Consider the following 18,369-nt stretch of genomic DNA (forward strand, 5'->3'; position numbering starts at 1 on the left):
TGTCAGTGAGCGGGTGCCAACGCGATGGCTTCCACTTCGACGGCGGCGCCGTAGTGCAAGGAGGCCGACTCCGCGACGGCGCGGGCTGGTTTGTGAGCGCCAAGCCACTCCGCATACAGTTTGTTGAATAGCGGCCAATGCGCGATGTTCGACACGAACACTCGAACCTGCACCAGGGTGTCGCGCGTTGTGCCGGCAGCTTCCAGGCACGCGTCAACGTTGCGCAAGACCTGTCTGGTTTGCGCCTCGAACGGCAGGCCGCTCAGCGGCTTTCCTTTCTCATCAATCGGCAACTGTCCGGATACGAAGACGAAGCCGTTCGCAACGCTGACGTGAGCGTAGTGGCCGGCCGGCGGAGCGATGTCAGAGGCATTCGTACACGTGAGGCGCGCAGCCTGGTCTTGAGTGGACATTCGATTTCCCGAGTTAAGCGCAGTCGTCTCGAAAGACATTGGTGAATGGGGAGTACTAAAGGCGAGTTGCAAGGAAGGCACCCCGCCGTGCGACGGACCTCAGTACGTTGCGCTGAAAGCCTTCTGCACGTCCAGCAGCGCCGCGAAGAATCCTCGCAGCACGACGGTCGGGCGTACATTCGTCACTTTCATGGGATGGCTCCTTGCAGTGGTGTGTTTCCTGACCGCGCGCCGCGGCCCGGAAGGGGACGCTGTGCCGACGCATGGTCTGGATTAATTATCTAACATTGGATAATTAGTAAAATTCGGGAAATCACGAGTTCCCACTCGCTGCGCAAAGAACCTATACAATGTGACCAAATGTAGATGAAGAGTCCAACATGGCTAAGGGAAGACTGACCGGCGAACAGCAGACGATTCTTGAGCAGGTCAAGCAAATCGCGGCGGGGCTGGGCGAGACATTGGCGCCTTTTACGGAGGTGGTGGTTCACGACCTTCGCTCGCCGAAGCACGCCATTCTCGCGATCCACAACAACCTGTCCGGGCGCGAGGTCGGCGACCCTGCTACGGAACTCGGCCTGGCTCGAATTGCGGACGACAACTACCCGCAAGTTCTCGCGAACTACGCGAACCGGTTCAGCGACGGGCGCCAGGCCAAAAGCACGTCAATCGGAATCAAGGATTCGGAAGGGCATTACTTCGCGGCGCTCTGCCTGAACGTCGACGTGACGCTGTTCCGCAGCATCACCACACTGCTGGAACAGTTCTCGGTTCCCAATGGAGATGTGCTCAAGGAATCGCTGGACCCGTCCACCGCTGACTCGCTTCGCGATCGGATCGACCGGTTTGCGGTCAATCTGGCGACTACGCCGCAGGCGCTTCGTACTGACCAGCGCAGGGCGCTGATGCAGGCGCTCAAGGAAGAGGGATATCTGGACTTGCGGCGGTCGATGGAGACGATTGCGCAGCACCTGGGCGTGTCACGCGCAACCGTGTACAACGACGCCAGGTAACGGCGAATGCCGCGTGCCGCGGCATTCGTCCCGGCTCGGGATTCCGCTTACCACCCGTAGAATCGCGGCCAGGTCCGTACGGCGCCGTCATCGCCTACAGCGTGATACTCAGGATGTTGCGCGCCGGTGGCACACGCGTGGTTCGGCAGAATTCGCAGGCGGGTTCCGATGGGAAACGTCTTCGCGATGTCTGCGTCGGGCGTGCCCAGATGCGATACGATTCCGTGCTCCTGGTTGGCTGCGCTCACGACGTATTCTCCGAGCACCTCGCCGTCTTCGGAGCATACCTGTCCGTAGCCGAAATCCCGGGCCTGACGTTGCGTTCCCCTGTCCCGGCTCATGGCCATCCAGCCCGCGTCGATAATCGCCCAGCCTTTCTCTTCCTGATGTCCGATGACGGTGGTCAGCACCGAGAGCGCGATGTCGGAAAGGTCGCAAACGCCGACGTTGTGCATGACGAGGTCGAACATCACGTACACGCCGGCCCGAACTTCAGTGACACCCTCGAGGTTTTCTGCCGAGAGTGCAGTGGGCGTCGACCCGATGCTCACGACGGGGCAAGGCAACCGGGCAGCCCTGAGGCGCTCGGCGGCTCGCACGGCGCGGCTGCGCTCTTGCTCGGCCATCTTCACCAAAGCTTCCCTGGTGTTGTATTCGTAGCTGGAGCCGGCGTGAGCCAGCACACCGCCCAGTATCATTCCGCCGTCGACGAGTGCGCGGCCCACGTCGATCAACAGGTCGTCCTCCGGCTGGATACCCGAGCGATGACCGTCGACGTCGACCTCGATCCAGACCTCGAAGCGCTCGTCCTGCTCGCGTCCGAAGTCGGCAATTGCGTTCGCGGCCTGCAGGCTGTCCGCGACAATCTTCAGGTCGCAGCCCTGCCGGCGAAGCGCAAGCGCCTGGCCCAGCTTGGTGGGCGCCATGCCGACAGCGTAGACAATGTCTCGGACACCGCCGGCGAAGAACTGCTCGGCCTCCTTGAGCGTCGAGACCGTGACGCCTTGCGCGCCTGCCGCGATTTGTGCGTCGACGACATGCTTGCATTTGGTCGTCTTGACGTGTGGACGGAAATTGACCCCATGCCTGTCCAGATGCGCTTGCATACGGTCGATGTTATGACGCATGCGCTCGACATCAATCAATGCGGCCGGGGTGTTGAGAGTCTGAATGCTCATGATGCGTTGCCTCGATGTGTTACCGACGCGAACACTGTAGGCCCGACGATTGCCGATGTGTTTAATGCGTATCTAATCCATCATTAAGCGTGGTTTAATCGGCAGAATTGCCCGAGCACGGGGACGGCTCATGCCTTGCTTCGCCACGGTGGCGGGCTGAGGAACTGCGTCGCGGCTTCGAGAAAGATCCGTTGTCGGACGGACCTGCCGGTTCGTGACGGCAGAAGCGCCGTCACCGGCGCGGATGGCAAGCGCCAGTCAGGCAGCAACCTGACGAGCTTGCCGTCCGCCAGCAACTGTGCAACGTCCCACTCGGAGCGTTCCACGATCCCGAGCCCGGCCATTGCCCATTCCGTGATGACGGTGCCGTCATTGGAGGAAAGGGGGCCCGTGACGCGGATGACAGCGGAGCGTCGAGGGTCGCTTTCACCGTCGCGCGCTTGCGAGAAGCGCCATCGCGGTACGTCCTCGTCGTTCTCCCGCAGGCATATGCAGTTGTAGCGTGCCAGGTCGGACGGATGATTCAGTTCTTTTATGCGACGTGCGTACGCCGGGCTCGCACACAGGAATCGCTCGTTGGGTGCCAGCGGATACCCGACCCAGGATGAGGACTTGAGGTTGCCAACGTGCACGACGACGTCGGCCCCCGACGCATTGGCCAATGGGCTCTCCGACAGTTGCAGCGCTATTTCAAGTCTCGGATGAGCACGCTGCACTTCGCGCACTATCTGAGAGACGTACTTTCGCCCGAAGCCGAAAGGGGCGACAACGCGAAGCTTGCCTTGCACCTCGCCGTGGTCCCCTGAAATTTGGGTCGGCAGTGCCTCCACCCGTTCGAGAATATCAAGGGCTTCCTGGTACAGTCGCTGCCCTTCGTCAGTCAGGGAAATTCCCCTCGACTGCCGCACGGCGAGCCTTACGCTCAATCGCTCTTCCATTCGCTGCAGGCGAATCGTGACAGCAGGCGGGGTGAGATCGAGCAATCGCGCGGCAGATGCCAATGAACGCGACGCCCCTATGGCACGAACGAGGCGAAGGTCTTCCAGATCGAGCATTTTGCGTTCCTTAATGCTGGCTTCGCCTGGCATTAAACATCACATTACGCTGCGAATCCATATCGGTGCGCTTCCGCGATACGCGCAGCGCGCGTCGACGTCGACCGACTTGCCAGGGCGACAGCAGACACCAGGTTGCAGAGAATGGAGAACACGCGCCATTCCTTGATATCCGTCTTTGTCGGCACACTCAAAGCCAGGCCATTCCTTGCCGGACCGAGTCGTGTGCGTTCTCGGTCAGCGGATCGCCGTGGGCAAGCACCACACGCTCGAAAGGCCATTCCAGCAGTTTGTCGACGCATGTCCGGGCAAGCTGTCTGTCCCGATAGACCACGCGCAGCAACGGATGCCAGCCGACGCGCCCGAGGACGCCGCCGATGCGCAGGTAGTTTCGCGTCAGCCAGTGCGGCGACTGCCGGAAGTTCTCGACGAGGTCGCAGGCAATCAGCGTGCGTGTCGCCGGGTGGTAGAACACCGTCTCACCCAGCATGCAGCCTTCGATCGTCAGCAACTCCAGGTCGCCTCGCCACTCCGGGTGCGGTGCATCCGTCAGCATCGCGCTGAAGCGCAGATCCTTGCGCTTGCGTTGCAGGCCGGCCGGGCCGTGCAGCAACGCTTGCGGATAGGCCGCTGCGGCCTGGGCCGCATACAGGTGATGAAACAGGTTCGGGCAGACGATGTGCGCGACTTCCCCGAGCGCATCGATCTCGGACCGCAGCCCGCTCTCCAGCGGCACCGGCGAATGAAGCAGCAGCCTGCCGGACGACAGCCGGATGACGGTCATCCGCGTGCCGATATGCAGGCCTATGAAAGAATGAGGGACCGATACGGTCCAGATATCCTTCGCAAATGAATCAAGTCCGGACATCGCCGAATCCGACAATGTTTGAGTTGCAAACATTGTCGACCGTGCCATTGAATACCGTCAAAGGAGTAGAAACCCCGGGAATCAGGAGGCGGGCTACCGGCGAGCGACGAGACCGATATCGAGACGCGGGCCTAAGCCGCCATTGCATGCTCGATGCATGCGTTTCCCGACATTGGGCGGTGAAGCCAGGCTGTCCGTGAAATCAGGCGCGGCAATCGCAGAGACGCGCTCGCGAGCACGAGCGCGTTCCCGAAACATTCACCGTCGGAATTTTTGCGTGTTCGGAGCGGGCAGCCTTACTTGACGATATCGACCAGTTCGACTTCGAAGTTCAGCGTGCTATTCGGAGGAATGGGGCCGACGGTCCGGTCGCCGTATGCCGTTTCCGGCGGGCAAGTGAGCTTGGCCTTGCCGCCGACGCCCAGCTTCTGCACGCCTTGGGTCCAGCACGGGATGACTCGGTTGAGCGGGAAGGTGGCGACGTCACCGTGCTTGGCCGAGTTGTCGAACTCCGTTCCGTCGGCAAGCGTGCCTCGATAGCGGACCTTGACGACGTCGCTCGCGCTCGGGTGCGGGCCGCTTCCCTGCCGTGTGATTTCCACTTTGACGCCCGACGGCAGCGTTTCGACGGTTCCGGCTGCGTGCGCTGCCGAAGCACAAATCGCCAGGACACTGACTGCAAGCAATGACTTTTTCATACGTTCTCCCTCGTTGACAATGGAAATCGACGTTTTGCACGGTCGTCGGTCGAGGCCAGTTTCGGCGTCACGCTCATTGAAAAATTCATCGATGTCGCAGAAGTTTCCAGCCTCGATGTCTGCCGTTCGACAACTGCGATGTGGTTGCCCGGCAGAATGCCACACGCTATCTCATTTCCGCGGCTTCCGCTTGACTGTCGGGCTCTTCCAGCTGTCGTCATCCAGCAGGCGAGCAAACAGTCGATCCTGCATGGCGTCGCTCAACGGCGTCAAACCAAGCAGCACGTTGAACGCAATGCCGCTGGCTGCGAAGTAACGCAGCAGCGACAACTCGATGTCGTTCGACTCTTTCTCCAGTGCCTTCAGCCTGTCGGCATCGGCGACCTTCCTGCCTTCCAGCAAATCCGGACTTTCGATGATCGCCGCCAGCACAGCCCGTGCGACCGAATTCGGCTGATTGATGGCCTCCCGATAGATGGCGATCTGCGAGGAAAGAGTCGGTTCGGCCTTCGACGCGCCCTCGTTGAGCAGGTAATCGCGTCCAATCTGCTCGAATTGCTGCTGCTGGAATTCGAGCAGCGCCTTGAGCACGCCTTGCTTGGTGCGGAACTGGTGCAGCAGACCGCCCTTGCTGATACCGCTCTCGCGTGACAGCGAGTCGAATGTCAGGCCGCCGACACCGTCGCGGGCAAGGATGCCGAGTGCGGCGTCGATCGCCTTCTTGCGGGAAATTTCTGAGCGGGTCTGGTTGTCCATGGACTGATCGTGATGGCGTCGCGGTCGGGCGCTGACGCGTCGTGACGGTGGCAGGAGGGCGGCGCGAGCCCACAGGCGGGGCCCGGGCTGCAGATCGCGAATTGTACATGGTCGGTCATTCCATAAAAACAAACCGGGTAGACGGTTTACATCCGGGGAGGGCGGTGCTACGCTTCGGCCACGTCAAACCTCTCGACATTTCACCCACGGTGGCGCCAGGCACCTTTTCAAGGAACCCGACATGTTCAGGACCCCATTCATTCCTTTTTTCGTCTCGAGCGCCACGGTGCTCACATTGACGGCGTGCGCCGGTGTGCAACCCGTTGCGTATTCCGGTCTTGCATCGTCGTCGCAGCTCGCGCAGAACCAGGCCAGCGACGCCGCAAAGGTGCCGTACCGGTACGCAGCGCAAGTGGCCTGGTCGACATATCGGCAGGTCATTGTCGATCCGGTCGTCATCTACGCTGGCCAGGACAATCAGTTCGGCGACTTGAAGGCCGAGGACAAGGCCGCGCTTGCCGACTACATGCACAAGACGTTCACTGAAAAGCTCGCGAAGCGCTTTCAGGTTGCTTCGCAGCCGTCGCCCGCGGCGCTGCGGGTCCGGCTCACGCTCACAGGTGCTGAGAGGACGACGGCGGTGGTCGGGCAAGCCATGCACTTCGACATCGCCGGCAACCTCTATAACGGCGTGCAGGCCATTCGGGGCGGCAAGGGTGCGTTCAGCGGCTCGGTCACGTATGCGGTCGAGGTCTACGACAGCGCGAGCGGCCGGCTTCTGAATGCATACGTGACGAAGCAATACCCGAACGCGATGAATCTGCCCGCGGCATTCGGCTCCCTGAGCGCAGCCAGGACAGGAATCGACAAGGGCGCGGATGCGCTCGTCAGCCAGCTGCAATGACCGTCAGGCACGTGACGATGCGCGCTGCATCCACGCACGGGTTTGCGACGCATGTCATGCAAGAGGCGAATCGCCATTCAGCCGGATCGTCAAGCCGGTCGCAACCGCCAGGGAGCCGGAAACATGCGGGAAATTGCACATCTTGTTCTGAACACGCCACCACCGCTGATGGTTTCGATCGTGTTCGTCGCGGCCTATCTGGTGATCGGGATCCCCGCTCACGTCATCCGGGGTGCGGTAGCGCGGGATGTGTTCGGCACCATGGCCGGCGTGTTTGCTGCGCTCTTCTATCTGACCATCGTGCTGGGGTTCCAGGCCGACATCCAGGACTTCTCCCGTTGAATTCGCGAGCGACTTCGACAGGCGCATGCAAGCGATGGAAATCGTGCGTTCAGAACCCGGGTAATGAAGCAGTCCGCACGTTGCGGGGAGGGGGCATGAAGCCACGCATCGTGGGGGATGTAGCGGCATGACGTGCGACATCATGCGCCAACTGAGGCAGCATCGGATACGCGTCATTCGGATCGTGAAAGGCATCCGCGACCTCGTCACCGGGAAACTATAGTGTCGGGTGCGCGCTGGCTGCTGGCCGCATGTTGTGCTCCGCTTGCAGCGCTGCTCGTCGTCCTGGGGATCGAAGCGGGGATGCCATCGGAAGCGGATGTGACGGTCGGTTTCGTCAGCGCCGAGGGTCTCATGCCGGGCAGCACCCTCGTGCGCTACCGGGGTGTCGAGATCGGCAGACTGACCGCCTTGAACATGTCGGCCGACAGGACCCGAGTGCTGGCCTCCGTCAGGCTCGACACCGCTGCGAATCGCTTTACGACCTGCGACACGAGGTTCTGGATCGTGCGCCCGAGCATTGACCTGACCGGCATATCTCGCCTCGACACTGCATTCTCGGGTTCGTATATCGGCGCCGACATAGGGCGCGCGTCCCGGCGATGTCGCGTCTTCGACGGGCGCGAGACACCCCCCCTCGTGCTGCACGACTCCAACGGTACGCGATTCGCCCTTCACGCCGCTTCAATGGGTTCGTTGGCGGCGGGGGCGCCCGTCTACTTCAAGCAGATGCGAGTCGGGAGCGTGCTCGACACATCGGTGTCGGCAACGGGAGACGGTGTCGATATCAGCGTCTGGATTGGTTCGCCGTTCGACCGCTACATTATGGCGAACACGCGTTGGTGGCATGCGAGCGGCATCGACGCACGGTTCGATTCCGGCGGCTTCAGGACGGACATCGCGTCGCTGTCGGCGGTTTGGGCCGGCGGTGTTGCGTTCGAGTCTCCGGTTCCGGTGGGCGATGTGTCACGCGGATTGCCGCGTCGAGCACCGTTCACGCTGTTCGCTACCCGAGACGACGCGCTGCGTCGGGCAGACGATGGTCCGGCCGCATCGGTTCGCATGCGGTTCGCTGCGTCGGCTCAAGGTTTGTCCGTCGGTGCTCCCGTCGACTTTCATGGCGTTGAAATCGGCGAGGTCAGTGCAGTCGCAGTCGAATTCGATCTGGCTCTTCAGCGCACGGACATGATCGTTACGCTCGATCTGTACCCTGCACGACTTGGCGAAACCTACCGGCGTGCATTGGGTAGCGGTGACAGCGCGGCGGGCCGGAATCTGTTGCACGAACTGGTTGCACAAGGGTTGCGCGGCCAGTTGCGCATCGGAAACCAGCTGACCGCGCAGCGCTACATCGCACTCGATTTCTTTCCGCATGCGGCGCCGGTCAGTATCGATACCAATCGTGCACTGATCGAACTGCCCACTGTGCCGAATACGCTGGAAACACTGCGGGAGCAGGCCGTCAACATAGGCGACAAGATCGGCCGTCTTCCGCTTGACGAAATCGGGCGCCGTTTCGACGAGACATCGCGGTCAGCCGATTCGTTGTTTCGACAGGTCGATAGCGAGTTGGCGCCGGATGCGGGGTCTGCGCTGACGGCCGCAGAGCGGTCGTTTCGTCTCGCGATAGAGGCGCTGCCGAAGGGTGTGCAAGACAATTCATCGAGTCGTGAGGCTCGCTGAGTTGCCCCGGCTCCGATGAAATTGCATGGCGACATCGATCCGGGTCCGTGGCGCTGGAATCGGGTATGCCGAGGCTTTCTCGTCCGGACCGAGCCCGGTCACTGACTGGGCTCATGTCAACGCTGCCGCATCCGGTCATCGCAATCGAGAGCACGATTGCCTAAGTCGGTAAGGCTCTCCTCAGGCGCGCGCCCCAGCCCTCCATGGTGAGCACCGACCTGGTTCAACGCATGCTTCGAGTTGGCCGTGGGCCGTACCACGATATTTTGAAATGGGCACTCCATGTCGGCATGTTGCTTCGGCCGATTCATTGACTGATGCGAGAGACGTGCCTGAGCTGGTCAGGTTTGGCGTGGTTCAGTTGGAGGATGCGAAAGGAGCCGAAAGCGCAAAAATCGTTTCTCTTTTGAAACATGAATCCGCGCCATGCCAATAGAACTTGCAGGGCTTATCGGTTGATTTCGACAACTGCTTCAACGCTTCACGACCGTCTACGTCGAATCGTGCTGCGCATGTGCTGACAAGGTGCAAGACGACTGACACATGCGTTGGCAACTGCCTGAAGCGATGCGCTCGATTCGGCATGCCGTCGTGTTCACCAATGTCAAAGCACGTTGTAGTTGGCAACGGATGCACTACGCTACGAACAGGAGGGTTGCGAGCAATACGTGCGTAAAAGGGACTCCGCCATGCTTACCCGTGAAAGCTGTTGCACAAGCTTGCGCTATCTACTTCTTATCGTGATCTACGTGGTCGCTGCCTTGTGGTCTCCCACGTACGCGCAGGTCGCACGCATGGAAGTTATCCCCTTTGAATCGCTCACGCTGACAGACCAGGAGTTCCTGGCTGGCCGCGAGGACGGCAAGCCCGTGACCATCGCCGGTGAACTGCGCCTGCCGCGCGCCGGTGACGAGCGATTCCCGCTGGTCATTCTGCTGCATGGTTCGTGCGGCGCCTGTGGCTATGTGGTCGATTGGGAGCGGGAATTTCTTGCAATGGGCGTTGCCACCTTCGTCATTGACAGTTTTACGGGACGCGGCATCGCCAATACGAACGATGACCAGGGTCAGCTCGGTCGGCTCGCGCAAGCCGAGGACGCGTACCGCGCGCTCGCACGGTTGGCCAAGCATCCCAGAATCGACCCGAGCCGAATCATGGTGATGGGGTTCTCCAGAGGCGGCCACACCGCGCTCTATGCGAGCCTCACGCGGTTTCAGCGGATGCATGCCGCGGCATCGGGGTCCCATTTCGCCGCCTACATCGCTTTCTACCCGGGCTGTAACTACAGATACCGCGACGACGAAGACATCGGGACACAGCCCGTGCGTGTGTTTCAGGGTACTGCCGACAACTACACCTCGATTGGTCCGTGCCGAGCATACGTTGAACGGCTGAAAGCCAAGGGAAAAGACATTCGGCTTGTCGAGTATCCCGGAGCCGGTCACGTTTTCGACGGGCGAGCATTCAATCCGCCGCGCGTCATGCCGCATGCGCAATCGATGCGGAACTGTCGGTGGGTGGAGGAAGATGACGGGCAATTTTTCAACGCCGATTCCAAGCAGCCATTCTCGTACAACGACCCCTGTATCGAACGTGGTGCGACCATTGCATACGACGAGAAGGCGGCGATGGAAGCGAGAAAGGCCGTGGCGGAGTTCGTTGCGGCGACGCTCAAGCCGGCACGCGCGCCATAGTGCTACCACTTGACCCGCCACGAGAAGAACTGCCCGATACGCCTGCGCAACGGCTGTGGCACATAACTAGCGTCGCGTGGCAATGCTGGCGAACTCGCATGAAATTCCGGCAACACGCCCGGAATTTGATAGGGGAAGGGAATGGGACACTTGCAGAAACTGGCGGCAGTGTTCGGGGTGCTCGCAGCCTGCTGCCTATCGGCGAGCTGGCCGACCCTGGCGAAGCCGTTTACTGCCGAGCTCCGATTTGATGTCAAGAAAGGCGAGCCCGGTCTGCCGAACGAATACACAAAGCTGGAGTTTGCCGACGGCAGCAATCGCTATGTTGCGCTGGTGCGTCGTTCGGGCAAGGTGGTAAGCGAGGGAGCGCTTCATGGCGCGACAGTGCAGGAATGGGGATTCCACGAGGTGACGTTGGGCCCGGATACCAATGGTCGAGGAACAGGTTACCTCGTCATCACTGGCGGCCCTGGTGACATCCTGTACCTGAAGACGCGGCTGCGACAAGTCTCGTTGCCAGGAAAAGCGGACGAGGCACGCTCAGTCTTCAATGGTCTCTGGGAAGTCAGCGGGGCAACAGGAAAATTCAAAGGCCTGCAGGGTGCCGGCACACTTCGAATTAACCCGCTGTCTGAAAAGGAGCGTCAATGGATTTTGGAGGGCGAGCTAAGTGAGCCGTAACCTTTAGAGAACGCGGCGCAACTATCCGAAGGGGTCGCAAGGTCGCGCGACAGCTTGGAGGCGTGAGCGAGGTTGAGGGGGCGGTCGCGCCTGCTGCCCGTACGTCTCTACCTTGACCACGCCGTCGAACAAGGGCTCGTAGTCGCAGCCGTCGTGTGACGGCTATCTCAATCTCGAAGGCCATCATGGACCAAGACGAATTCACGACATTTGAGCACGAGGGCTGGGAGCACGTCGTCGCGCGCTATCAGGACGACTTTGAACGACTGACCGTCCAGGCTGATATTCCACTGCTCGACGCTCTCGGTGTGAGCGACGGCACACGGTTTCTTGATGTCGCCACGGGTCCCGGATGGCTCGCGGCGGCGGCCGCCTCCCGTGGCGCGACCGTCACCGGCGTGGACTTCTCGGCGGCCATGATTGCGCAGGCGCGGCGCCGCTATCCGGGCATCGAGTTTCAGGAGGGGAGCGCCGAGGCCTTGCCGTTCGCCGACGAGAGGTTTGATGCCATCGGCATCAGCTTCGGGATGCTGCACTTTGCGGATCCCGACAAGGCGCTCTCGGAAGCGTATCGCGTGCTCCGCTTCGGCGGAAAGCTCGCCTTCACGGTGTGGGCGGTACCCGAGCGGGCCGTCGGGCTCGGCATGATACTCGAGGCGGTCGGCGCGCACGGTACGCTGGACGTGCCGATTCCGCCGGGGCCGCCATTCTTTCGCTTCAGTGATGCTGACGAATCGTCGCGGGCGCTACGCGACGCGGGTTTTTCGGACCCGGACGTTCGCGAGGTCAGCCAGACCTGGCATATTGCTCTCCCCGAAACGCCTTTTGATTTGCTGAAGCGCTGTACGGTACGTACGGCCGCCATCCTGAACGCGCAAACGCCTGAGGCACTCGCCAGGATTCAGGCCGCGGTGGCCGAGCGCGCCGCCCCTTATCGGCTGGGGGATGAACTCCAGATTCCGATGCCCTGTGTCCTTGCTTCGGCAACAAAGCGCCAAGATGAGCGACACGCATGAGGTGCAATTACCGGGGATCGAGGCGCTTCGACACGAAGTGGTCGCGTTCGACGAGGTCTTGCAGCGTCGACATCGACCCGCTCCAGTACATGCCGGTGCAGCCCGCACCCCGCCGCACCGAGCGTGTAGCGCCGCTCAATCCTTGTCGAACCAGTACTCGCCTTCGGTCTTCGATTCGTTGTAACCCTTGGCAGGGTCGACTATGGTCGTGTAGTGCAGCACGCCGCGAATTCCGCGAAACTTTCCGGTGCCTCCGGTGAGGAGAAGATTGCCTACGACGTTTCTTCTTCCCTCTGACTTGCCTCCGGCGGCTTGCGCCGTGGCCTCGAGCTTCCCAAAAATCTTGTCGCCGTTTTCCAGGTTGAAAACGTAGTACGACAATACCCCCCCATTCCCGCTCACCCAATCACTCCCGCCTCGCACCCAGGAATCTTTCACCGGGACGCCAGCAAACACGGGCGGGTCCTTGGGGTACGTGCGATGAATTTCGTATGTACGTAACTGGTGGCCCGGAATGTCCCCTACGTCGAGTGTGAGTTGTTGCGTGTATTGCGTATTCTGCGCAGGCGTTTGAAAAGTCAGCGTGTTTTTCTGCTGAGCCCAGCCTTGCGGAGTCGCCAGCGACAACGTAACAACGGCGGTGAACGCTAATATGACGTGGGCCGTGAAGGGGGTTGCGGTTTTCATCGAGTGCCTCCATTTGGAGTGCTATTAAATCTTGAGTGCAGGGTTCTGCTTCGTCAGGTCATCATGGGTGAGGCTCGGAAGCAGCAAGTCAAAGTAATGCAGCCGTACCCCTCGCTTTCCAACTTTGCAAGGTACCGAGACTCACCCTGGTGAACGATGCGCAACGCGCCCGTCGCATTCAGTCTTCGTTGTAGTTGAGCGTCGCGGGGTCGCTGTTTCTAAAGATCGGGTACCACGGCTGTATGAGCGTGCCGCCATCGGCGTGGGTCGGGACGATGACGTCGCAGGCCTTGGTCGCCGGGTTGCAGCGCCGCAACTGACCAGTCGTCTGGGGCTCATTGCCGGTGATGGGGATATACAGATTGCCACCCGGCCCGAAAATGATGGCCTGCGCATACGCCCTGTTGGTGTGCGGCTTGGATAACACGAGTTCGTCGAGAAGATGGCCGTGGCTGTCAAGCTTGAGGATTTTATCGGTGTCGCTTGCGTCGCTCACATTGCGAAAGCTGGTCACCCACAAATTGCCTACGCTGTCGAACACCAGACCCTCAGGGCGGTGCAAATCGGGGATCTTGGAGTTGGACGCGAACACATCAACGAATGCGTTGGTGCGTGGGTTGAAACGCAAGACGTAGCCAATGAGCGGTGTGTTCGCGTCGGTTGCGAGCGGGCAGCCCCTCGCAGAGACATACAGCAGACCGTCAGGTCCGAAGACGACGCCGCGCGGATAGAACGCCGCCGGGAAATTATGTCGGTCGAGATTGCCTAGAAAGTCGCCCTTATCGCTGTATTTCTTGACGTCGCCTTGATTGTCACAAGTATTGGCCCGGGTACCGTCATCGGCGACGTAGAAGGCGCGGTCCGGTCCTCCGCGCACGATGCCGCGCGGCGCGAAGGGGGCATTCGGGTCACCCGAGGCGACTAAGGGGGCGAGCGGTTTTCCGGTCGTGCCGTCAAAGCGCAAAATCTCGCCGGGGATATTGGTTTGTGAATTCTGGTTGACGACGACGAGCTGACCGTCCGTAAATATCATCCCCTTGGGCCCGTTCAGCCCGGCACTTCCCGATGCAACGAAGGGGGCAGGTTTCGTGGTCGCATTCGAGACATCGAGTTGCTTGACCGAGTTGTCCCCGCCGTCGCCGACGAACAGTGACTGCGCTTGCGAGGCTTGGGTGAGCGACAGCGCACCTAACCCCAACGCTGCGGACAACAGCGCTGACCGCATTACACGACGACAAATTGACCGGCGTTTTGCCTGCAGGAAGCCGGAGTGTGAAGAGATGAGATTTCTTGCAATCATTTTGGTGCCTCCATTTGATAGGGTGCCTGCTGAAATCAACACTTCCATCACTTCTTGTATGTTGTCGGTCGTGTAATCGGGTAAGGCCACAGCGCCGCCGCCGGAGCCTTCCCTGAAGAACCGTACCGTATCGCAATCACGTCTCAGCGCTATTTCACCGTGAGGTAGTAGAGGTTGTTGATTCCGCCCGGACCGCCGGCGGAAAAACTCAGGGTATGCTGGCCCACTCGCAATGGCTTGATTGCAATCCAAAAGCCATCCGACACGGAAATCGGTGTGCCGCCGGGGGGAGAATTGATGTTCGAATAAAAGACAAAGTTGCTGATCGGCACAGGTGTCGCGAAAGAGAAAACAGGCGATTCAAAACGGAAATGGTCCAAAAAATTAATGCTTACGCCGTCAAGTGAGACATTCATAGTGCTGGATTTTGGAAAAGCTCTTTTCGAACCGGATGCCGGTGCGAACCCCTGGAACAACTGGAACACCGCCGCACGGAGATCGGCACCGCTGGGATTGTTCAGGACGGCCTCGCTCGGGTTGTTGGCAATTTCGAGATTGGAGAGTTCGGCATTAATGACGGGAAATAGAATCGGGCTCCCCGCCGGCACGGTGCAATATCGAATGACGGGCGACGACGTTGGCGCGAAAACGCCCGCCAGGAAGTAAACGGGCCCGGCGGGCTGGCTGCCGTCAGACAGGTTGCCGTTATGACACGCGTTATCAGGGGTGTTGGCCGAAAACGGGTGATTGGGACCCGCAGGGATTTGGAAATAGAATTGCCACCAGGCGACTGACCATTCGCCGTAGGTGTTGCCAAGAATAAGCTCATCCGGCGCGTAGATATGGCTGTCGAACGTTTGCGCATGGGTGATTGGATTGGCGCATAGTAGGGCGAGTGCCAATGCAATTCTGCGTGCCTTCATGATGTAGCCTCCTGATTACTCGTGTGTGGACAGTCGCGCACCGGCTTGGCAGAAATTGTCTGGATAACTGACGACTTCGCTTCGCGTTGGCTACGGATGCGAACCAACAGCGCAACGCATGCGATGCGCGTGCGAATGACCAACGACATCAAAATCAACTGAGCTAACAGCGAGCGGTGGTTCTTGCTGTTCACCCCTTTGCTCCTTGTCAGAATTCGAGGCGCGCGACGTCAAACAGAAACGAACCGCCGTGCCTCGCAAGTGGACGGCATTGAGTTCACCCCAGGTGACCGAAAAGCGGCGAAAAGAAGGACTGTGGATTGAAGTACTTTTGTCTGGGCAGTCCGTCGGTTCACGCATGCGCAGCTGGGGCGACGCGCGAACTGGTGTAGGGCTCGTGGCTGTCGGAATCGCGAGCGGGCACACAGAGGACCAATGTGGTCTCGGGTGCGCGGACAGCATCGTCAAGCATGCGAGGAGCGTGCCGAGCGGCGGGGCCGCTTCAGTGGCCTCGCGCCCGCGCACGTTGAGCTAGCTGCACTGCACCAAAGCGAGCCAAAACGTTGCATGCGTGATACGCACAGCGGCGCATGGCGCACGCCGAACCGTCATGCGGCCCGGCCGTTCCGTGTGCGAGCGACGCTCGATGACAGAGACGGTCTCCACATTGAAAGCAAAAACCCGGCGCGGTTGCGGAGTTGACGGGGGCCCGTAAGCCCGCGGGGCGGCCCCAGTCTCGAGAGGACACGCAAAGTAACGCGTGGTAACGATTGGTAATGGCGCGTAATAAATTGATTCACTCGTGATACGCACCCATTGACGCATCAGAGGCGTGATTGCGTGTCGGTAGTAGAGTCTCCCAGGACAGCCCCTCCTTGCCCTCATCCGCACGAGTGAGGACCTGCTCCGGTAGCGCGCGCTTAAGCGAGCAGCAAGAACCTCCATACGTAGACGGGGCGGCAAATCAACGCCGGGCAGCGTTCAGGAGATGCATCGCAGGAGTAGTTGGGCCGTCGGCACGACGAGCCGCGCCTCGCGAAAGAATTGAAGTGCTGCCGCAAACTTCAGGTAGCTCGCCCCCGCTTCGGGGGGGGGGCGTCATCGATTGATTTCGTTTGCGCCTCGTTCCGCAAGGCTCATCAGCCCCGACTCTTTCGCCCCGACTCTTCCGCGTAAACAAGACTTTTGCGACCGGCGTATACGAAACGAATTGACGTCTACACCGCGCCGCAACCCCCACCCGTTATTCCACCGTCACCGATTTCGCAAGATTCCTCGGCTTGTCAATATCCGTCCCCCGCGCAATCGCCGCGTGATACGCCAGCAACTGCATCGGGATCGTATGCAGGATCGGCGACAACGGTCCGTAGTACTCATTGAGCCGAATGACATCGATCCCCGCACCCGGCGACAGCCCGCAATCGACATCCGCAAACACGAACAGCCTGCCATTGCGCGCACTGACTTCATGCATGTTCGACCGCAGCTTCTCCAGCAGCGCATCGTTCGGCGCCACCGCAATGACGGGCATCTCATTGCTCACGAGCGCCAGCGGCCCATGCTTCAGCTCGCCGGCCGGATACGCCTCCGCGTGGATGTACGAAATCTCCTTCATCTTCAGCGCGCCTTCGAGCGCGATCGGGTAGTGCATCCCGCGCCCGAGGAACAGCATGTTCTCGCGGCGCGCGAGCTGCTCGGACCACGCGATGATCTGCGGCTCGAGCGCGAGCACCTTCGACATCGCGTCCGGCAGGTGACGCAGCGCACGAAGATGATGCTTCTCGTCATCGTCGCCGAGCCGGCCGCGCACTTGTGCGAGCGCGAGCGCCAGCAGGAACAGCGCGACCAGTTGCGTGGTGAACGCCTTCGTCGACGCGACGCCGATCTCGATGCCCGCACGCGTCACGAACTGCAGCGCGCATTCGCGCATCAGCGCGCTCGTCGAGACGTTGCAGACCGCGAGCGTGTGACGCATGCCGAGCTGCTTGGCGACATGCACGGCGCCCAGCACGTCGGCCGTCTCGCCGCTTTGCGACACCGCGACGACGAGTGTTTTCGGATTCGGCACGCTGTCGCGATAGCGGAACTCGCTGGCGATCTCGACGCTCACCGGGAGCCTCGCGATGCTCTCGATCCAGTACTTCGCGGTCAGCGCCGCGTGATAGCTGCCGCCGCACGCGAGCAGCAGCACGGAGTCGACGTCGTTGAACACGCGCCACGCGGCATCGCCGAACAGCTCCGGCATGATCGACGTGACGTCGAGCAGCGTATCGGCCACCGCCTGCGGCTGCTCGAAGATCTCCTTCTGCATGTAGTAGCGGTACGAGCCGAGATCGGCCGCGCCGCTGTGCGCGGCCACGCGCTGCACGGGGCGCTCGACGCGCCGGCCGTCGGCGTCGACGATCCAGAAGCGATGCAGCTGGATGTCGGCGACGTCGCCGTTCTCCAGGTACGCGATCCGGTCGGTGATGCCCGACAGCGCGATCGCGTCGGACGCGAGGAAGTTCTCGCCGCCGCCGACGCCGACGACGAGCGGCATGCCGTCGCGCGCGCCGACGATGCGGTGCGGCTCGTCGCGGCACATTACGGCGATCGCGTAGCTGCCGCGCAGCCGCGCGACCGCGCGCCGAACCGCGTCGAACAGGTCGCCGTCGTACAGATGATCGATCAGGTGCGCGATCGCCTCGCTGTCGGTCTGGCTCGCGAACACGTAGCCGTGCGCTTCGAGCTCCGCGCGCAGCGCGTCGCAGTTCTCGATGATGCCGTTGTGCGACAGCGCGATGCGCGCGTTGTCGTCGCCGGGCGAGAAGTGCGGATGCGCGTTGTGCGTGACGGGCGCGCCGTGCGTCGCCCAGCGCGTATGGGCAATGCCCGTGTAGCCCGACAGCGCGTGCACGGCAATCTCGCGCTGCAGGTTCGCGACGCGGTCGACGCTGCGCGCCCGCGCAAGCGCCCGGTCGCGGTACACGACGACGCCGCACGAGTCGTAGCCGCGGTATTCGAGCCGCTTCAGGCCGTCAACGAGGTTCGGCAGGATGTCCCGCTGGGCTACCGCCCCGACGATTCCACACATATCGCGCTCCCTGGAAGGTGCTGTTTCGATCAGTGATAGCGATGGTATGGGCGGTGCGATGGAATTAAATTTCAAAAATCGTCGA

19 protein-coding genes are annotated in these 18,369 nt (G+C 61.1%); 7 read left to right on the top strand and 12 right to left on the bottom strand.

The genetic code is table 11. From position 1 onward, the window contains the following. Positions 1–2 precede the first annotated feature (2 nt). A complete protein-coding gene (locus ACV229_RS24385; RefSeq protein WP_448085663.1) occupies positions 3–413 on the bottom strand; it encodes a RidA family protein in 411 nt (136 codons plus the stop codon). A gap of 380 nt (positions 414–793) precedes the next feature. Here ACV229_RS24385 and ACV229_RS24390 point away from each other — a divergent pair, with 380 nt between their 5' ends. Beyond that, positions 794–1,426 carry a helix-turn-helix transcriptional regulator gene (locus tag ACV229_RS24390; protein ID WP_448085664.1) on the top strand — a complete coding sequence of 211 codons (633 nt, stop codon included), beginning with the start codon at positions 794–796 and terminating at the stop codon, positions 1,424–1,426. 47 nt (positions 1,427–1,473) lie between these two features. Here ACV229_RS24390 and ACV229_RS24395 read toward each other — a convergent pair whose 3' ends face one another. The 5 genes from ACV229_RS24395 to ACV229_RS24415 form a co-directional block, all read right to left on the bottom strand. Next, complete coding sequence (locus tag ACV229_RS24395; RefSeq protein WP_448085665.1) at positions 1,474–2,604, bottom strand: DSD1 family PLP-dependent enzyme; 1,131 nt, start codon at positions 2,602–2,604, stop codon at positions 1,474–1,476. A gap of 128 nt (positions 2,605–2,732) precedes the next feature. Continuing rightward, a complete protein-coding gene (locus ACV229_RS24400) occupies positions 2,733–3,659 on the bottom strand; it encodes a LysR family transcriptional regulator (protein WP_448085666.1) in 927 nt (308 codons plus the stop codon). A 190-nt stretch (positions 3,660–3,849) separates the two neighbouring features. After that, a complete protein-coding gene (locus ACV229_RS24405; protein ID WP_448085667.1) occupies positions 3,850–4,542 on the bottom strand; it encodes a DUF4336 domain-containing protein in 693 nt (230 codons plus the stop codon). Positions 4,543–4,823: 281 nt separating this feature from the next. Continuing rightward, on the bottom strand, positions 4,824–5,225 hold the full coding sequence (locus tag ACV229_RS24410) for an FKBP-type peptidyl-prolyl cis-trans isomerase (protein ID WP_448085763.1): 402 nt from the start codon (positions 5,223–5,225) through the stop codon (positions 4,824–4,826). Between the two features lie 171 nt (positions 5,226–5,396). Continuing rightward, on the bottom strand, positions 5,397–5,981 hold the full coding sequence (locus ACV229_RS24415; protein WP_448085668.1) for a TetR/AcrR family transcriptional regulator: 585 nt from the start codon (positions 5,979–5,981) through the stop codon (positions 5,397–5,399). Positions 5,982–6,222: 241 nt separating this feature from the next. On the opposite strand from ACV229_RS24415, the gene ACV229_RS24420 reads away from it, so the two are divergent. The 6 genes from ACV229_RS24420 to ACV229_RS24445 all read left to right on the top strand — a co-directional run bounded on the left by ACV229_RS24420 (position 6,223) and on the right by ACV229_RS24445 (position 12,301). Further along, positions 6,223–6,885, top strand: a complete 663-nt coding sequence (locus ACV229_RS24420; RefSeq protein WP_448085669.1) for a DUF3313 domain-containing protein — start codon at positions 6,223–6,225, stop codon at positions 6,883–6,885. Positions 6,886–7,008: 123 nt separating this feature from the next. Then, positions 7,009–7,227: a hypothetical protein gene (locus ACV229_RS24425; protein ID WP_448085670.1), complete on the top strand. Its 219-nt coding sequence runs from the start codon at positions 7,009–7,011 to the stop codon at positions 7,225–7,227. 222 nt (positions 7,228–7,449) lie between these two features. Then, complete coding sequence (locus ACV229_RS24430; protein ID WP_448085671.1) at positions 7,450–8,910, top strand: PqiB family protein; 1,461 nt, start codon at positions 7,450–7,452, stop codon at positions 8,908–8,910. A gap of 794 nt (positions 8,911–9,704) precedes the next feature. Next, on the top strand, positions 9,705–10,604 hold the full coding sequence (locus ACV229_RS24435) for a dienelactone hydrolase family protein (RefSeq protein WP_448085672.1): 900 nt from the start codon (positions 9,705–9,707) through the stop codon (positions 10,602–10,604). 141 nt (positions 10,605–10,745) lie between these two features. Continuing rightward, a complete protein-coding gene (locus tag ACV229_RS24440) occupies positions 10,746–11,285 on the top strand; it encodes a hypothetical protein (protein ID WP_448085673.1) in 540 nt (179 codons plus the stop codon). Positions 11,286–11,470: 185 nt separating this feature from the next. Further along, the gene (locus ACV229_RS24445; RefSeq protein ID WP_448085674.1) at positions 11,471–12,301 is read left to right on the top strand and encodes a class I SAM-dependent methyltransferase; all 831 of its coding nucleotides are present in this window, start codon (positions 11,471–11,473) and stop codon (positions 12,299–12,301) included. A 7-nt stretch (positions 12,302–12,308) separates the two neighbouring features. Here ACV229_RS24445 and ACV229_RS24450 read toward each other — a convergent pair whose 3' ends face one another. The 6 genes from ACV229_RS24450 to glmS form a co-directional block, all read right to left on the bottom strand. Beyond that, a complete protein-coding gene (locus ACV229_RS24450) occupies positions 12,309–12,440 on the bottom strand; it encodes a hypothetical protein (protein WP_448085675.1) in 132 nt (43 codons plus the stop codon). Next, positions 12,437–12,988 carry a hypothetical protein gene (locus tag ACV229_RS24455; RefSeq protein WP_448085676.1) on the bottom strand — a complete coding sequence of 184 codons (552 nt, stop codon included), beginning with the start codon at positions 12,986–12,988 and terminating at the stop codon, positions 12,437–12,439. Before ACV229_RS24455 ends, ACV229_RS24450 begins: the two co-directional genes overlap by 4 nt. A gap of 178 nt (positions 12,989–13,166) precedes the next feature. After that, the gene (locus tag ACV229_RS24460) at positions 13,167–14,336 is read right to left on the bottom strand and encodes a Vgb family protein (RefSeq protein ID WP_448085677.1); all 1,170 of its coding nucleotides are present in this window, start codon (positions 14,334–14,336) and stop codon (positions 13,167–13,169) included. Between the two features lie 101 nt (positions 14,337–14,437). Next, positions 14,438–15,211: a hypothetical protein gene (locus tag ACV229_RS24465; RefSeq protein WP_448085678.1), complete on the bottom strand. Its 774-nt coding sequence runs from the start codon at positions 15,209–15,211 to the stop codon at positions 14,438–14,440. Next, positions 15,208–15,405: a hypothetical protein gene (locus ACV229_RS24470; RefSeq protein WP_448085679.1), complete on the bottom strand. Its 198-nt coding sequence runs from the start codon at positions 15,403–15,405 to the stop codon at positions 15,208–15,210. The genes ACV229_RS24465 and ACV229_RS24470 overlap by 4 nt, the downstream gene beginning before the upstream one ends. A gap of 1,049 nt (positions 15,406–16,454) precedes the next feature. After that, positions 16,455–18,284, bottom strand: a complete 1,830-nt coding sequence (glmS, locus tag ACV229_RS24475) for a glutamine--fructose-6-phosphate transaminase (isomerizing) (RefSeq protein WP_448085680.1) — start codon at positions 18,282–18,284, stop codon at positions 16,455–16,457. Between the last annotated feature and the right edge of the window lie 85 nt (positions 18,285–18,369).

It is taken from the genome of Burkholderia sp. MR1-5-21 (assembly GCF_053427715.1).

Excerpts from the sequence above, each read along its gene's own strand:
- ACV229_RS24385 (WP_448085663.1), bottom strand. The coding sequence starts at position 413 with ATGTCCACTCAAGACCAGGCTGCGCGCCTCACGTGTACGAATGCCTCT.
- ACV229_RS24390 (WP_448085664.1), top strand. The coding sequence starts at position 794 with ATGGCTAAGGGAAGACTGACCGGCGAACAGCAGACGATTCTTGAGCAG.
- ACV229_RS24395 (WP_448085665.1), bottom strand. The coding sequence starts at position 2,604 with ATGAGCATTCAGACTCTCAACACCCCGGCCGCATTGATTGATGTCGAG.
- ACV229_RS24400 (WP_448085666.1), bottom strand. The coding sequence starts at position 3,659 with ATGCTCGATCTGGAAGACCTTCGCCTCGTTCGTGCCATAGGGGCGTCG.
- ACV229_RS24410 (WP_448085763.1), bottom strand. The coding sequence starts at position 5,225 with ATGAAAAAGTCATTGCTTGCAGTCAGTGTCCTGGCGATTTGTGCTTCG.
- ACV229_RS24415 (WP_448085668.1), bottom strand. The coding sequence starts at position 5,981 with ATGGACAACCAGACCCGCTCAGAAATTTCCCGCAAGAAGGCGATCGAC.
- ACV229_RS24420 (WP_448085669.1), top strand. The coding sequence starts at position 6,223 with ATGTTCAGGACCCCATTCATTCCTTTTTTCGTCTCGAGCGCCACGGTG.
- ACV229_RS24425 (WP_448085670.1), top strand. The coding sequence starts at position 7,009 with ATGCGGGAAATTGCACATCTTGTTCTGAACACGCCACCACCGCTGATG.
- ACV229_RS24435 (WP_448085672.1), top strand. The coding sequence starts at position 9,705 with ATGGAAGTTATCCCCTTTGAATCGCTCACGCTGACAGACCAGGAGTTC.
- ACV229_RS24440 (WP_448085673.1), top strand. The coding sequence starts at position 10,746 with ATGGGACACTTGCAGAAACTGGCGGCAGTGTTCGGGGTGCTCGCAGCC.
- ACV229_RS24445 (WP_448085674.1), top strand. The coding sequence starts at position 11,471 with ATGGACCAAGACGAATTCACGACATTTGAGCACGAGGGCTGGGAGCAC.
- ACV229_RS24455 (WP_448085676.1), bottom strand. The coding sequence starts at position 12,988 with ATGAAAACCGCAACCCCCTTCACGGCCCACGTCATATTAGCGTTCACC.
- ACV229_RS24460 (WP_448085677.1), bottom strand. The coding sequence starts at position 14,336 with ATGGAAGTGTTGATTTCAGCAGGCACCCTATCAAATGGAGGCACCAAA.
- ACV229_RS24465 (WP_448085678.1), bottom strand. The coding sequence starts at position 15,211 with ATGAAGGCACGCAGAATTGCATTGGCACTCGCCCTACTATGCGCCAAT.
- glmS (WP_448085680.1), bottom strand. The coding sequence starts at position 18,284 with ATGTGTGGAATCGTCGGGGCGGTAGCCCAGCGGGACATCCTGCCGAAC.